The organism is Puniceibacterium sediminis (genome assembly GCF_900188035.1).
GTDB lineage: Bacteria > Pseudomonadota > Alphaproteobacteria > Rhodobacterales > Rhodobacteraceae > Puniceibacterium > Puniceibacterium sediminis.
Genome location: NZ_FZNN01000007.1, coordinates 49,357 through 64,224, shown reverse-complemented (window position 1 = coordinate 64,224; position 14,868 = coordinate 49,357). Strand labels below are relative to the sequence as shown.

Here is a 14,868-nt window from a genome sequence, read left to right as displayed (position 1 = left end):
GAGATTTCACATCTGCGGTGTTATCTTGAGAATACACCAGCGTCGGGGATGTGGTCGACGCAGCAAAATCAGGAGGACAATGTCCTGTCATTCAATACTGATGCGGCCCATGCCGCTCACCCGGGAATGCCCATGTCGGGCGTGACCCATCTGGATGTGACCAGCGAAAAGATTCTCGCGTCGATCCTTGCCAGTCTCGATGATAACAAGGCTGAAGATGTCGTGCAGATTGATCTGCGCGGCAAGACTGCCATTGGCGACTACATGGTGATCTGCTCGGGGCGTTCGTCCCGTCAGGTTGCTGCGCTGTCCGAAAAGGTGGTCGACGATCTCAAGCAGCAGTTCGGCGTGCTGTCCAAGGTCGAGGGCAAGGAAACCGGCGACTGGGTGCTTATCGACACGGGCGACGTGATTGTTCATGTCTTCCGTCCGGAAGTGCGCGAATTCTATCAGCTGGAAAAGATGTGGATGCCTGCTGGCGAATTGGCAAAGGCCAAACCCCAGTAGATGCGGGTACATCTGTGCGTGGTGGGCCGGTTGCGAACCGGTCCCGAGCGCGAGCTTCTTGACGACTACCTGCGGCGGTTCGACCGCGGCGGGCGGTCGCTCAGTCTTGGCCCCGTGACGGTGCATGAGGTCGAGGACCGTAAGGGTGGCGGCATGGCCGCCGAGGCGGCATTGCTGCAAAAGGTGATCCCGACCGGGGCCCTCATCTGTGCACTAGACGAACGCGGGCCGGTAATGTCCTCGCCCGAGTTCGCGGACCGGGTGGCGGGATGGCGTGACAGCGGAACCAGTGATCTGGCATTTGTGATCGGCGGCGCGGATGGTATCGACCCGTCGCTGCGCGAGCAGGCGCAGAGCACGCTTTCTTTCGGAAAAATGGTATGGCCGCATATGCTCGTACGGGTGATGTTGGCCGAACAACTCTACCGCGCGGCATCGATTCTGGCGGGCAGTCCGTATCATCGGGTCTAGATTTTCGGCATGTGATCCACGCGGTACGTCCGCACAAAAGCGCCGGGCAGCGCCTGCCCGCTAAGGGTGGCACTGCCCTTTGTATGGCCTTAGCTATACGCGTAGACTAGCAGCGCGATCCCCAGGATAACCCGATAGATCACGTAGGGGGTAAAGCTGACGGAACGCAGCAAACGCATCATCAGCGTGAGCGCTACCAGCGCCGAGAAAAACGCCAGAACCGCCGCAATTCCGCCATCGCGCGCTGTGGACATGTCGGCGTCGTGCACCACCTCGATGCCAAGCAGCAGGCCGGAGGCGGCGATAGTCGGAATCGACATCAGCATCGACAGCTTTGCCGCATCGGGACGGGCATAGCCCATCTGGCGCGCAGCGGTGATTGTGATGCCCGAACGCGATGTGCCGGGGATGAGCGCGATGACCTGCCAAAGACCCATCTTGAAGGCGTCGCGCAGGGTCCAGTCGGTGTCCTGCTTCACTCCGGCCCCGCGCTGGTCGGTCCAGTAAAGGACGATGCCGAAAATCAGCATGGTCCAGCCGATCACAGCGACCGAGCGCAGCATGTCGTTCAGGCCGCTGAGGTTGAGCGCCAGACCGGCCAGCACCACCGGCACCGTGGCAATCGCGAGGCAAAGTGCAAGGAAGGCACCCGGGGTGTCGACCTTGCCACGCAGCAGGCGCAGGGTGCCCGCGGCGGCGATGCGCACATCGGACCAGAAAAAGATGATGACCGCCAGCAGCGTCCCGATGTGAACGGCGACATCGATCACCTGACCCTGGTCCGGAATGCCTGCGAGTTTTGGCAATAGAATCAGGTGTCCCGAGGACGAAATCGGCAAGAATTCGGTAATGCCCTGAATCAAGGCAAGAATGATCAGATGGGTCAGTGGCATGGGTGCCCTCGTGTGTGAAGATGTGTCTTCGTATAAGCCCATAGAATAAAGAGGAAAGGTCGAATATAGGTCCGCATGTATACCTAATTTTCCAAGTGGTCGCTTACTGAGGCTTGGGTTTTCGAAAATTATTCGACATATGGGTCAGCACTTATGACTTTTCTTTCGTTTTTCTGTTGAGTAAAGAGAAATTCCAGACGGAATGGGAGCGGTTTATGGCGAAGCAGCCAATGTTGAAGTTCGTAGAAGTCGAACGGGCCATGCCCGCCAAGCGGGATGCAAGCCTGCGCAACAAGGACTTTCAAGAGATTTATGCGGAATACGCCAAGGCAAAGGCGCAGGAGCAGGCTTCGCGCTGTTCCCAGTGCGGTGTGCCTTATTGCCAGTCACATTGCCCGCTGCACAATAACATCCCCGACTGGCTGCGCCTGACCGCCGAAGGGCGGCTGAAAGAGGCCTATGAGGTCAGTCAGGCCACCAATACCTTCCCGGAAATCTGCGGACGCATTTGCCCACAGGACCGCCTGTGCGAAGGCAACTGCGTGATCGAGATGTCGGGGCACGGCACCGTCACCATCGGATCGGTCGAGAAGTTCATCACTGACACCGCCTGGGACGAGGGCTGGGTCGAAGTGATCAAGCCGCGGGTCGAGCGCACGGAAAGCGTCGGCATCATCGGTGCCGGCCCCGGGGGCCTTGCCGCCGCTGATGTGCTGCGCCGACAGGGCATTCAGGTCACGATCTATGACCGCTACGACCGCGCCGGCGGGCTGCTGACCTACGGGATTCCCGGCTTCAAGTTGGAAAAGCCCATCGTCATGCGCCGCAATGAGCAGCTGGCGGCTGGAGGCGTGACCTTCCGGCTGAACTGTACTGTGGGCGAGGATATCTCGTTCCAGGAAATTCGCGATGCCCATGACGCGGTCATCATCGCGACGGGTGTGTACAAGACCCGCGATCTGCAAGGGCCGGGTTCTGGTGCCAAAGGCATCGTTCGGGCGATCGATTATCTAACCGCCAGCAACCGCAAAAGCTTTGGCGACGCGGTGCCGGAATTCGACAACGGCGATCTGAATGCCGAGGGCAAGAAAATCGTCGTGATCGGCGGCGGTGATACGGCAATGGACTGCGTGCGTACGGCGATCCGGCAGGGCGCTACAAGCGTCAAATGTCTGTACCGCCGCGACCGCGCCAACATGCCGGGCAGCCAGCGCGAAGTGCAGAATGCCGAGGAAGAAGGCGTTGTCTTTGACTGGCTGACCGCGCCCAAGGCCTTCAAAGGCGATACCGTCACCGGCGTGATCGTCGAACGGATGCGGCTGGGTTTGCCAGATGCCACGGGCCGTCAAAGCCCTGAGGTGATTGAGGGTTCGGATTATGTCGAAGATGCTGACATCGTCATCAAGGCGCTCGGGTTCGAGCCTGAGGATCTGCCCAAGCTTTGGGACCAGCCCGAACTGGCCGTAACACGCTGGGGTACGGTCAAGGCCGAATTCACCACGGGCGCTACGGATATGCCGGGCGTCTATGCGGTGGGCGACATTGTGCGCGGTGCATCGCTTGTCGTCTGGGCCATCCGCGACGGGCGCGACTGTGCCGAAGCGATCCTGCAGCAGTTGAACGCCGCTGGTGTGGTCGCCGCAGAGTAATGGATTGCCCCCTCCGGATCAGGATTTCTGAGCTGATCCAGGGGACTGGTGATCGCACGTGAGATTTTCATAGGCTGCAAGCCGGGCTCCTATGCGCTGGCGAGTGACCGTGAACGGTTGAGCGAGGCTGAGACACTTGCGCGTCTGGGAATAACGGAGGGGTAAGCATGCTGGGACAATGTCTGTGCGGCGCAGTGACGGTGGAATTTCAGGCGGCGGAAAACAAACTGTCGGCCTGCCATTGCGGCATGTGCCGCCGCTGGACCGGATCGGCCCTGCTTGAGATCGACGCAAAGCCGGGGTCGGTCCAATATGAAGGGCCGGTCAGGACCTATGCCTCGTCCGACTGGGCCGAGCGCGCCTGGTGCGATACTTGCGGTACGACGTTGTGGTATCACCTGACGCTGCCGGAGCACGATTATTACAGCATCTCGGCCGGTCTGGTCGAGGATGCGGGGGGCCTGACCCTCGGGACGGAAATCTATATTGACGTGAAACCGGACGGCTATGCCTTTGCCGGGGATCACGAGAGAAAAACCAAGGCCGAGATCGAAGCTGGTTTCGCGGCATTTCTTGAAGGAGCGCAGACATGACCAAGTATGATGCAGATTGGGTGCGGGCCGAAGAAGCCAAGCGCAAGTGGATGACCGAAAATGGCCTTTATGCGGCTGACGAAGAACATTCGTCCTGCGGGGTCGGTCTTGTGGTGTCGATCGACGGCAAACCAAGTCGCCGGGTTGTCGAGGCCGGAATTTCCGCGCTTAAGGCGATCTGGCACCGCGGCGCCGTCGATGCGGACGGCAAGACCGGTGATGGTGCGGGCATCCATGTACAGATCCCTGTCTCGTTCTTTTACGACCAGATTGACCGCACCGGGCACACACCGCGCAAGAACGAATTGATGGCCGTGGGTCAGGTGTTTCTGCCGCGTACCGACTTCGGCGCGCAGGAAACCTGCCGTACGATCGTCGAATCCGAAGTGTTGCGGATGGGCCATTACATCTATGGCTGGCGGCACGTGCCGGTGAATGTCGAATGCCTTGGCGACAAGGCCAATGCGACCCGCCCCGAGATCGAGCAGATCCTGATTTCCAACGCCAAAGGCGTGGATGAAGAGACCTTTGAGCGGGAGCTTTATGTCATCCGCCGCCGCATCGAAAAGGCGGCTGCTGCGCAGGGAGTCGGTCAACTTTACATCGCGTCTCTGTCCTGCCGGTCGATCATCTACAAGGGGATGATGCTGGCGCAGGATGTGGCCGAATTCTATCCCGACCTGATGGACGAGCGGTTCGAGAGCGCATTTGCGATCTACCACCAGCGTTATTCCACAAACACCTTCCCGCAGTGGTGGCTGGCGCAGCCGTTCCGAATGCTGGCCCATAACGGCGAAATCAACACGCTCAAGGGCAACGTCAACTGGATGAAGTCGCACGAGATCCGTATGGCATCCGCCACGTTCGGAGAGATGGCAGACGACATCAAGCCGATCATCGCCAACGGGGCCAGCGACAGTGCGGCACTGGACGCAGTGTTCGAAGTGCTGGTCCGGGCAGGGCGCAATGCGCCGATGGCCAAGACCATGCTGGTACCGGAATCCTGGTCCAAGCAGGCGCTCGAACTGCCCGAAGCCTGGCGCGACATGTATTCCTACTGCAACTCCGTCATGGAACCCTGGGACGGCCCCGCCGCCCTGGCGATGACCGATGGCCGCTGGGTCTGTGGCGGGCTTGACCGCAATGGTCTGCGCCCGATGCGCTATGTCGTGACGGGTGATGGCCTGCTGATCGCCGGATCTGAGGCCGGGATGGTACCGGTGGACGAAGGATCCGTCCGCGAAAAAGGCGCGCTTGGCCCGGGACAGCTGATTGCCGTCGACATGAAAGAAGGCAAGCTGTTCCACGACGTGGATATCAAGGACAAACTGGCGGCAAGCCAGCCGTTCGGCGAGTGGGTCGGCAAGATCAACGAGCTGGACGAAGAGCTGGAAAAGGTCAGTGAAAAGGCCATGTTCTCGGGCGCTGAACTGCGTCGCCGTCAGATTGCAGCCGGGTTTACCATCGAGGAGTTGGAGCAGATCCTTGCCCCGATGGCTGAGGATGGCAAGGAAACCATCGTTAGTATGGGCGATGACACCCCCAGCGCGGTGTTGTCCAAGAAGTACCGCCCGCTAAGCCACTATTTCCGCCAGAATTTCAGTCAGGTGACCAACCCGCCCATCGACAGCCTACGGGAATTCCGGGTCATGTCGCTGAAAACACGGTTCGGCAACCTCAAGAACGTGCTGGATGAATCCAGCGCCCAGACCGAGATCCTGGTGCTCGACAGCCCGTTTGTGGGCAATGCGCAGTTCGACGACCTCAAGCGGCATTTCAACGCCGACAGTGTCGAAATCGACTGCACCTTCCCCGTAGGCGGCAGCAAGGAAGGCCTGCGCCGCAGTCTGGACCGGATCCGCGCCGAAGCCGAGGATGCCGTGCGTTCGGGTGCCGGGCATCTGACCCTGACCGACCATCTGGCAAGCGAAGACAAGGTCGCGATGCCGATGATCCTGGCCACTTCGGCGGTTCACAGCCATCTGACGCGCAAGGGGCTGCGGACCTTCTGCTCGATCAACGTCCGCTCGGCCGAATGTATCGATCCGCACTATTTTGCGGTGCTGATCGGCGCCGGCGCGACTGTCGTGAACCCCTATCTTGCGGCAGACAGCCTGGCCGACCGAATCGAACGCGGACTGCTGGACATGACGCTGACGCAGGCGGTGCGCAAATACCGCGAGGCGATTGATCAGGGCCTGCTCAAGATCATGTCGAAGATGGGTATTTCGGTGATCTCATCCTATCGCGGCGGCCTCAACTTCGAGGCGGTCGGCCTGTCCCGCGCCATGTGTGCCGAATTCTTCCCCGGCATGATCAGCCGCATCAGCGGTATCGGCGTGAGCGGCATCCAGACCAAGGCTGAGGAAATCCACCGCTTGGGCTTTCTTGGCGGGCAGGACGTATTGCCCATTGGCGGGTTCTACAAATCGCGCAAGTCCGGCGAGACGCATGCCTGGGGTGCCCAGAACATGCATCTGCTACAGGCAGCCTGCGACAAGGCCAGCTATGAACTCTGGAAGACCTATTCGAAGGCAATGCAGGCCAATCCGCCCATCCATCTTCGCGATCTGCTGGCGATGAAGCCTATCGGCCCGGCGATCCCGCTGGAGCAGGTGGAATCGATTACAAGCATCCGCAAGCGTTTCGTGACGCCGGGCATGTCGCTGGGCGCCTTGGGACCAGAGGCGCACAAGACACTGAACGTTGCGATGAACCGCATCGGGGCGAAGTCCGACTCGGGTGAGGGCGGTGAAGACCCGGCACACTTCGTGCCGGAATCCAACGGCGACAATCCATCGGCCAAGATCAAGCAGGTGGCGTCCGGCCGTTTCGGCGTGACCGCTGAATACCTGAACCAGTGTGAAGAGCTTGAAATCAAGGTCGCGCAGGGTGCCAAGCCCGGCGAGGGCGGCCAGTTGCCCGGCATGAAAGTGACCAAGCTGATTGCGCGTCTGCGTCATTCGACCGAAGGCGTGACGCTGATCAGTCCACCGCCGCACCACGACATCTATTCGATCGAGGATCTTGCCCAGCTGATCTATGACCTCAAGCAGATCAACCCACGCTGCAAGGTGACGGTCAAACTGGTGGCTTCAAGCGGCGTCGGCACGATTGCCGCCGGTGTCGCCAAGGCCAAGGCCGATGTCATCCTGATTTCGGGGCACAATGGCGGGACGGGGGCGTCGCCTGCGACCTCGATCAAATATGCCGGGTTGCCGTGGGAAATGGGCCTGACCGAGGCGCATCAGGTTCTGTCGATGAACAACCTGCGCGAACGGGTGACACTGCGCACCGACGGCGGGCTGCGCACAGGGCGCGATATCGTGATGGCGGCAATGCTGGGGGCCGAGGAATACGGCATCGGCACCGCGGCGCTGATCGCGATGGGCTGTATCATGGTGCGTCAGTGTCAGTCCAACACCTGCCCGGTGGGTGTGTGCACCCAAGACGAAGAACTGCGTAAAAAGTTCACCGGCACGGCGGACAAGGTGGTGAACCTCATCACCTTCTACGCCACCGAAGTGCGCGAAATTCTGGCGTCGATCGGTGCACGCAGCCTCGAGGACGTGATCGGGCGGGCGGATCTTCTGCGGCAGGTCAGCCGTGGGTCGGATCACCTTGATGACCTCGACCTCAACCCGCTGCTGATCCGCGTCGATGGGTCTGACGACATCGTCTATAACCGTGACCGTCCGCGCAACGCAGTGCCGGATACGCTGGACGCCGAAATCGTGCGCGATGCTGCACGATTCCTGGAGGATGGCGAAAAGATGCAGCTGTCCTATGCCGTGCAGAACACGCACCGCACCGTGGGTACGCGCACGTCGTCGCACATCGTGCGCAAGTTCGGCATGCGTAACAGCCTCCAGCCGGATCACCTGACGGTGAAATTGACTGGCTCTGCCGGGCAGTCGCTCGGCGCATTTGCAGCACCGGGGCTAAAGCTGGAAGTGTCGGGTGATGCCAACGACTATGTCGGCAAGGGTCTGTCGGGGGGCATCATCGTGGTGCGGCCGCCAATGCATTCCCCGCTGGTAGCGTCGGAAAATACGATCATCGGCAACACGGTGCTTTATGGTGCCACCGAAGGGTATCTCTTTGCCGCCGGCCGTGCAGGCGAACGCTTTGCCGTGCGCAACTCCGGTGCTTCGGTTGTTGTCGAAGGCTGCGGTTCCAACGGTTGTGAGTATATGACCGGCGGTATCGCGGTGATCCTGGGATCGGTCGGGGCGAACTTTGGTGCCGGCATGACCGGGGGGATGGCCTATCTCTATGATCCCGAGGGGATTGCAACAGTGCTGATGAACATGGAAAGCATCGTGACCTGCCCGGTGACGGTGCAGCCTTGGCAGGACGAGTTGCGCGCGCTTATCGAGCGTCACGCCAAGGAGACGGGCAGCCGCAAGGCGCTGGATATCCTCCAGCACTGGTCTGAGGAGCTGCCGAAATTCCTGCAGATCTGTCCGAAGGAGATGCTGAACAAGATTGCGCATCCCCTGACCGCAGGTGATTCTGCCGTAACGGCTTGATCCCTTTGGGTCCGACCATGACAACCACAGGGGCTGCGCCACGGCGTGGCCCCTTTTCCGTATGCGCGGCGGCAGAGACACGAATCATCGGCGTCCATCGCCAAAGGGTTTCACGAGGGCGACGCCCTGCGTAAGGATGTCCAGATGGTGAGCACACGCAGATCCGCGCCCGCGAAGGCGTCCCAAAAGTCAGGCAAGACCGCTGCCTTGTGGCGCGTCCGGCCCGCTCGCTGGCTGCTGCGCTGGCTCCGGCGTCTGATCGTTGTGGCGGCTTTGGTGATCGTGTTGATGGTGCTGCTCTACAAGGTCGTGAACCCGCCGACGACGATTTACATGATCAGCGAGGGGCGCCGCCTTGGGACAAGCGTTGAACACACCTGGGTCAGCGCCGACAATATAGCGCCGGTCATGCTGCGTTCGGTCGTGGCGGCCGAGGATGCGAATTTCTGCAATCACTGGGGATTCGACATGGTGGCTATCCGCGACGCCATCGAAGAGGGCGGCAAACGCGGCGCCTCGACCATCAGTCAGCAGGTGGTCAAGAACACCTTTCTCTGGCACGGGCGCAACTACACCCGCAAGGCGCTTGAGGCGCTTATTACGCCGCTGATGGAGGCGCTGTGGAGCAAGAGGCGGATCCTTGAGGTCTATCTCAACGTTGCAGAGTTCGACGAGGGTGTCTTTGGCATCGACGCGGCGGCGCGGCATTACTTCGGCATCGGCCCCGAGGCGCTGAGCGCCACCCAGGCGGCGCGACTGGCAGCGATCTTGCCTGATCCCAGGGATCGCTCGGCCTCCAAACCGTCAAGCTATGTGCGTCGGCGTGCGGCCAGTATTCAGGATGGCGCGGCGACCATTGCCCGCGACGGGCGCGCTAAGTGTTTTGAGAACGGCTGAGGCCGCTCGATCCGGCCTTTTCGGGTGTTCTGGATCCATCAGGATTTTAACCCTCCCCCTGCTTCTTATCTTTCCGGATACGCAAGATACTGCCGGTCCCGCAGGTCGCGAGGCTCTGGATGCGGCGATCAGCGGTTGAACTGGGGCCGCATTCGCGGCAAGTAGAGGGGATCTCCACAAATCCCGGATACGCATCCCATCATGGCCAAACTCTATCACGTGCCACTTTCCCCGTTCTGCCGCAAAGTGCGGCTGAGCCTTGCGGAGAAGAAGATCGAATGCGAGCTGGTCGAGGAGCGCTACTGGGAAAAAGATGCCGATTTCCTGCGCCGCAACCCTGCGGCCAAGGTGCCTGTCCTGAAAATTGACAACAAGATCATGGCTGAATCCTCGGCCATCTGCGAATATCTGGAAGAGATTCATCCGGAACCCCCGCTGATGCCGCGCAGTGCCGAGAACCGTTACGAAGTACGCCGATTGGTGGGCTGGTTCGACGACAAGTTCCATAACGAGGTGACCTCGAAGCTGCTGTACGAGCGGGTAAACAAAAAGGTCATGGGCAAGGGCTATCCCGACAGCCAGAACGTCAAGGCCGGGGCCAAGGCGATCAAGTATCATCTGGATTATATGGCCTGGCTGCTGGATCACCGGCGCTGGCTGGCGGGCGATTCCATGACACTGGCGGATTTTGCTGCGGCTGCGCATCTGTCGTCGCTGGACTATATCTCTGACGTGGACTGGAACCGGTCGGCCACGGTTAAGGACTGGTATGCCAAGATCAAGTCGCGCCCGGCGTTCCGTTCTATCCTTGTCGATCAGGTTCCCGGGTTTCCACCGCCGCCGCATTATGCTGATCTGGATTTCTGAACCTCGGCGTCGCGGGGCGGCTGTCTGCTCCCTGCTCCTGCGGGCCTCCCCCCGAAAACTAATTCGGGCGGATGAAGCATGGATGTCTTGAAGGACCGACTGGTCTCCGAAGCTCTGACCGCCGGATTCGATCTGTGCCGGATCTGCCGTCCCTGGGACGTCCCAGAGGTACCCGGGCGGCTGGCGGCGTTTCTGGAGCACGGGTATCAGGGTCAGATGTCGTGGCTGGCTGATCGGAGCCATTGGCGCGGTGCGCCGCAGGTGCTGTGGCCCGAGGCGCGGTCGGTGATCATGCTGGGGGAAAGCTATACACCGCAGCACGATCCGCTTGAGGTACTGGGGCTGCCAGAGTGTGGCGCCGTGTCGGTCTATGCGCAGAACCGCGACTATCATGACGTGGTGAAGAAGCGGCTGAAGCGGCTGGCGCGGTGGCTGATCGCGGAAGCTGGCGGTGAGGTGAAGGTCTTTGTCGACACGGCGCCGGTGCCGGAAAAACCGCTTGGGCAGGCGGCGGGGCTGGGGTGGCAAGGCAAACACACCAATCTGGTATCGCGCGATCTGGGGTCGTGGTTTTTTCTGGGGTCTGTCTTCACGACGCTGGAGCTGCCGACCGATAAGGCTGAGGTAGATCACTGCGGATCCTGCCGGGCCTGTCTTGATGTTTGTCCGACCAACGCCTTTCCAGCGCCCTATCAACTGGATGCGCGGCGGTGCATTTCCTACCTGACCATCGAACATCACGGGCCTGTGGACCCGGAGTTGCGGCCGCTTTTGGGTAACCGCATCTATGGCTGTGACGATTGTCTCGCGGTCTGTCCCTGGAACAAGTTCGCGGTCGCGGCGCAGGAAGTGAAGTACCATGCCCGTCAGGACCTGATCGCACCGCCGCTGGAGGTTCTGGCAAGACTCGATGACGCCGGTTTCCGGGCGCATTTTTCGGGATCTCCGGTCAAGCGGATTGGGCACGGTCGGTTCGTGCGCAATGTGCTGTATGCGATCGGAAATTCCGCCACGTCCCGTTTGCGGCCGGTTGCGCAGAGTTTGTGTGAGGATGAAGATCCGGTGGTCGCCGATGCGGCACGCTGGGCGGTGGAGCGTTTGGCATGAGTGTTGTTTTGGGGGTCGATACTGGCGGGACCTTTACGGATGCAGTTCTGATCCGGGACGAAACCGTGGTGATTGCCAAGGCCAAGGCGCTGACGACCCGCGCCGATCTGGCCGTCGGAATCGGGGCCGCGGTGACAGCGGTGTTGGCGGAGGCTGGCGTCGCCGCTGCGGATATTGCCATGGCGTCGCTGTCCACAACGCTTGCCACCAATGCGCTGGTCGAGGGGCAGGGAGGCCGCGTCGGGCTGGTCTACGTCGGCTTTTCCGAGCGGGACCTCGAGACTCAGGGCCTGTCCGAAGCGCTGGGGGGCGATCCTGTCGTGGTGCTGGCAGGCGGGCACAGCCACGCCGGAGGTGCTTTGGCAGCCTTGGATGTGGCCGCACTGGAGAGTTGGGCGCGTGATCAGGAGGTGTCGGCCTTTGCCGTTGCGGCGCAGTTCGCCACGCGTAACCCCGAGCATGAACTGGCGGCGCGCGACCTTCTGCGCCGTGTGACGGGGCGGCCCGTCACCTGTTCGCACGAATTGTCTGCGCGGCTGGGTGGCCCGAAGCGCGCAGTGACGGCGGTGCTGAACGCCCGGCTGATCGGGTTGACCCATCGGCTGATAGCGCGGGCCGAAGAGACGTTGCGCGCATTGGGAATCCGCGCGCCGATGATGGTTGTCCGCGGCGACGGGGCGTTGATTTCAGCGGCTCAGGCACAGCAGAGGCCGATTGAGACGATTCTCAGCGGCCCTGCGGCGAGCCTTGTGGGTGCTCGCTGGCTAACCGGGGCACGGGATGCGCTGGTGTCGGATATTGGTGGAACGACGACGGATATCGCGCTGTTGCGCGACGGGGTGCCGATGATTGACCCTGCAGGCGCACAGGTGGGCCGGTTCAGGACCATGGTCGAGGCTGTTGCGATGCGCACCTACGGGCTGGGTGGCGATTCCGAGGTACATGTCGGCGAGGGGCTGACCGGTGGCGTGTCACTGGGCCCGCGCCGGGTTTTGCCGGTGTCTTTGGTCGGTTTCGAACATGGCGCATCTGTGTGTCAGGAGTTGGAGAGGCAACTTCGCAATCCGGTGCCCGGGGATCATGACGGACGGTTCGTGCGGCTGGTCGAAGGGCAGGACACCGGTGGTCTGAGTGCCCGCGAGGCGGGTGTTCTTGCCCGGATCGAGGGTTTGATGCCGCTGGGAGCATTGCTGAAGACCCGGCTGGAGGGGCAGGCGTTGCAACGGTTGGTCGGGCGCGGTCTGGTTCAGGTTGCCGGGGTCACGCCGACCGATGCGGTGCATGTTCTGGGACGGCTGTCGGATTGGGATACCGACGCCGCACGGTTGGCGCTGGAGCTGATGGCGCGGCGTCGAATCGGATCGGGCGAGCGGTTGGCAGGCAGTGCAGCGGCGCTGGCCGAACGGATCGTGGATGAGATGACGCAGGCCACCGGTCGAGCCCTGCTTGAGACCGCCTTTACCGAAGAGGGCTGGGATCTGCCTGCCGCAGAACTGGCACGGCATCCGCTACTGGACGCGGGGTTGCGGCGACAAAGCGGAATTCTTGCCTTTGATGCGCGGGTGGCGCTGCCAGTGGTAGGGCTTGGCGCCTCGGCGCGGTGTTATTATCCGGCAGTAGGAAAAATGCTGAATGGCGTGGTCGAACTGCCCGAACATGGCGATGTGGCGAATGCCATCGGTGCCGTTGTCGGGCAGGTGGCGATGCGGCGGACTGGCGTCGTGACCGCGCCTGCCGAGGGGCGGTACCGGGTGCATCTGACCGACGGACCGCAGGATTTCAGCGCCGCAGAAGACGCCATGCTAAGGCTGGAGTCGGTGCTGGGTTCAGAGGCGCGCGCCGCAGCTGAGGCGGCGGGCGCGGTCGATATCTCGGTCACATTGCGGCGCGATGTCAAAGTCGTCGAGGCAGAGGCACGCGAAGTGTTCATCGAGGCGGTGGTGACCGCAGAGGCGTCCGGTCGCCCGCGCATTGCGGGGTAGGCCAAGGCAACTGAATAAGACCTTGTGTGCCCTTCGCTTCGAGGCCTAACCGAAGCGGTGCGAGAAAAACGATCACATGGTTCTGAGGCTGGTGTAACAGAGCTTTGCTTTTGAACTGCAAACCCCATCTAGTGAGCATCAGATAAACAAGGGGACTCTCATGACCCGATATACCAAAGACCCGGACGTCATCGCGACGCTGACACCCGAGCAGTACCGCGTGACCCAGCAAAGCGGCACCGAGCGCCCCGGCACTGGCGCCTATCTCGACAACAAGGATCCCGGCATCTACGTCGATATCGTCAGCGGCGAGCCGCTGTTCGCCAGTGCGGACAAGTTCGAATCCGGCTGTGGCTGGCCGAGCTTTACCAAGCCGATCGAACCCGCCCACGTCAATGAACTGCGCGACATGACCCATGGCATGATCCGGACCGAGGTTCGTTCGACCCACGGTGACAGCCATCTGGGGCATGTTTTCCCTGACGGCCCCAAGGACCGGGGTGGTCTGCGGTATTGCATCAACGGCGCGTCGCTGCGTTTCATCCATCGTGACGACATGGAGGCCGAAGGTTACGGCGCATACGTCGACCAGGTGGAGGATGTGGCATGAGCGAGCGCGCAGTACTGGCGGGCGGATGTTTCTGGGGGATGCAGGATCTGATCCGGCGTCTGCCCGGGGTTCTGGGAACCCGCGTTGGTTACACAGGTGGCGATGTGCCAAATGCGACCTATCGCAACCATGGCACCCATGCCGAAGGGATCGAGATCACCTTTGATCCCGAACAGACGTCCTATCGCCGCATTCTTGAGGTTTTCTTCCAGATTCACGACCCGACCACGCTGAACCGGCAGGGGAACGATCTTGGGCTCAGCTACCGTTCGGCGATCTACTACGTCGATGAGGACCAGAAGGCCGTGGCGCTGGACACGATCGCGGATATCGATGCCTCGGGTCTCTGGCCCGGCAAGGTTGTGACCGAGGTCGCGGCCGTCGGCGACTTCTGGGTCGCCGAAGAGGAGCATCAGGACTATCTGGACAAGTTCCCCAACGGCTATACCTGCCATTTTCCGCGCCCCGACTGGGTTCTGCCCAAGCGTGACGCAGCAGAGTGATGTGATTCCAAATGCCCCGCCCAATCGGCGGGGCGTTTTTGGGGGGCTTTGGGTGACACCTGCGGGCGATAAGGCAGGGCTGATGGTATTGCGTCGGCTTTGGTATTCGACTCCTTATCGTGGGTGGTGTCGCGTTGCACTCAGGTCGCTCTGTCGACGTCAATAATGTGCGGAAATTTACGTTCTACGTGCCGCATCTGATGGGGGCAGAGGCCTGTCTTCGCCTTGATCGCGGACGGGTTTGAAGACGTAAGGTA

12 protein-coding genes are annotated in these 14,868 nt (G+C 61.3%); 11 read left to right on the top strand and 1 reads right to left on the bottom strand.

Going from position 1 to position 14,868, the window contains the following annotated elements; genetic code table 11:
- The first annotated feature begins 126 nt into the window (after positions 1–126).
- A complete protein-coding gene (rsfS, locus tag CHB75_RS09440; protein ID WP_425439497.1) occupies positions 127–507 on the top strand; it encodes a ribosome silencing factor in 381 nt (126 codons plus the stop codon).
- Positions 508–978: a 23S rRNA (pseudouridine(1915)-N(3))-methyltransferase RlmH gene (gene rlmH / locus CHB75_RS09435; protein ID WP_089270301.1), complete on the top strand. Its 471-nt coding sequence runs from the start codon at positions 508–510 to the stop codon at positions 976–978.
- Positions 979–1,067: 89 nt separating this feature from the next.
- On the opposite strand, the gene CHB75_RS09430 is transcribed toward rlmH, so the two are convergent.
- Positions 1,068–1,871: an undecaprenyl-diphosphate phosphatase gene (locus CHB75_RS09430; RefSeq protein ID WP_089270300.1), complete on the bottom strand. Its 804-nt coding sequence runs from the start codon at positions 1,869–1,871 to the stop codon at positions 1,068–1,070.
- Between the two features lie 215 nt (positions 1,872–2,086).
- On the opposite strand from CHB75_RS09430, the gene CHB75_RS09425 reads away from it, so the two are divergent.
- From CHB75_RS09425 to msrA, 9 genes are all read left to right on the top strand, one after another.
- Positions 2,087–3,520 (top strand): NAD(P)-dependent oxidoreductase, encoded by a 1,434-nt coding sequence (locus CHB75_RS09425; protein WP_089270299.1) that lies wholly within the window; start codon positions 2,087–2,089, stop codon positions 3,518–3,520.
- A gap of 167 nt (positions 3,521–3,687) precedes the next feature.
- The gene (locus CHB75_RS09420) at positions 3,688–4,113 is read left to right on the top strand and encodes a GFA family protein (protein ID WP_176439099.1); all 426 of its coding nucleotides are present in this window, start codon (positions 3,688–3,690) and stop codon (positions 4,111–4,113) included.
- Entirely contained in the window at positions 4,110–8,645 is a 4,536-nt protein-coding gene (gene gltB, locus CHB75_RS09415) for a glutamate synthase large subunit (protein ID WP_089270298.1), read from the top strand. Before CHB75_RS09420 ends, gltB begins: the two co-directional genes overlap by 4 nt.
- A 144-nt stretch (positions 8,646–8,789) precedes the next feature.
- Positions 8,790–9,542, top strand: coding sequence for a monofunctional biosynthetic peptidoglycan transglycosylase (gene mtgA, locus CHB75_RS09410; RefSeq protein ID WP_089270297.1), 753 nt, complete (start codon positions 8,790–8,792; stop codon positions 9,540–9,542).
- 201 nt (positions 9,543–9,743) lie between these two features.
- Positions 9,744–10,409: an FtsZ-binding protein FzlA gene (gene fzlA, locus CHB75_RS09405; protein ID WP_089270296.1), complete on the top strand. Its 666-nt coding sequence runs from the start codon at positions 9,744–9,746 to the stop codon at positions 10,407–10,409.
- A gap of 78 nt (positions 10,410–10,487) precedes the next feature.
- Positions 10,488–11,516 carry a tRNA epoxyqueuosine(34) reductase QueG gene (queG, locus tag CHB75_RS09400; RefSeq protein ID WP_089270295.1) on the top strand — a complete coding sequence of 343 codons (1,029 nt, stop codon included), beginning with the start codon at positions 10,488–10,490 and terminating at the stop codon, positions 11,514–11,516.
- A complete protein-coding gene (locus CHB75_RS09395) occupies positions 11,513–13,498 on the top strand; it encodes a hydantoinase/oxoprolinase N-terminal domain-containing protein (RefSeq protein WP_089270294.1) in 1,986 nt (661 codons plus the stop codon). The genes queG and CHB75_RS09395 overlap by 4 nt, the downstream gene beginning before the upstream one ends.
- Before the next feature lie 160 nt (positions 13,499–13,658).
- A complete protein-coding gene (gene msrB, locus CHB75_RS09390) occupies positions 13,659–14,108 on the top strand; it encodes a peptide-methionine (R)-S-oxide reductase MsrB (RefSeq protein WP_089270293.1) in 450 nt (149 codons plus the stop codon).
- The gene (gene msrA / locus CHB75_RS09385; protein ID WP_089270292.1) at positions 14,105–14,611 is read left to right on the top strand and encodes a peptide-methionine (S)-S-oxide reductase MsrA; all 507 of its coding nucleotides are present in this window, start codon (positions 14,105–14,107) and stop codon (positions 14,609–14,611) included. The genes msrB and msrA overlap by 4 nt, the downstream gene beginning before the upstream one ends.
- Positions 14,612–14,868 lie beyond the last annotated feature (257 nt).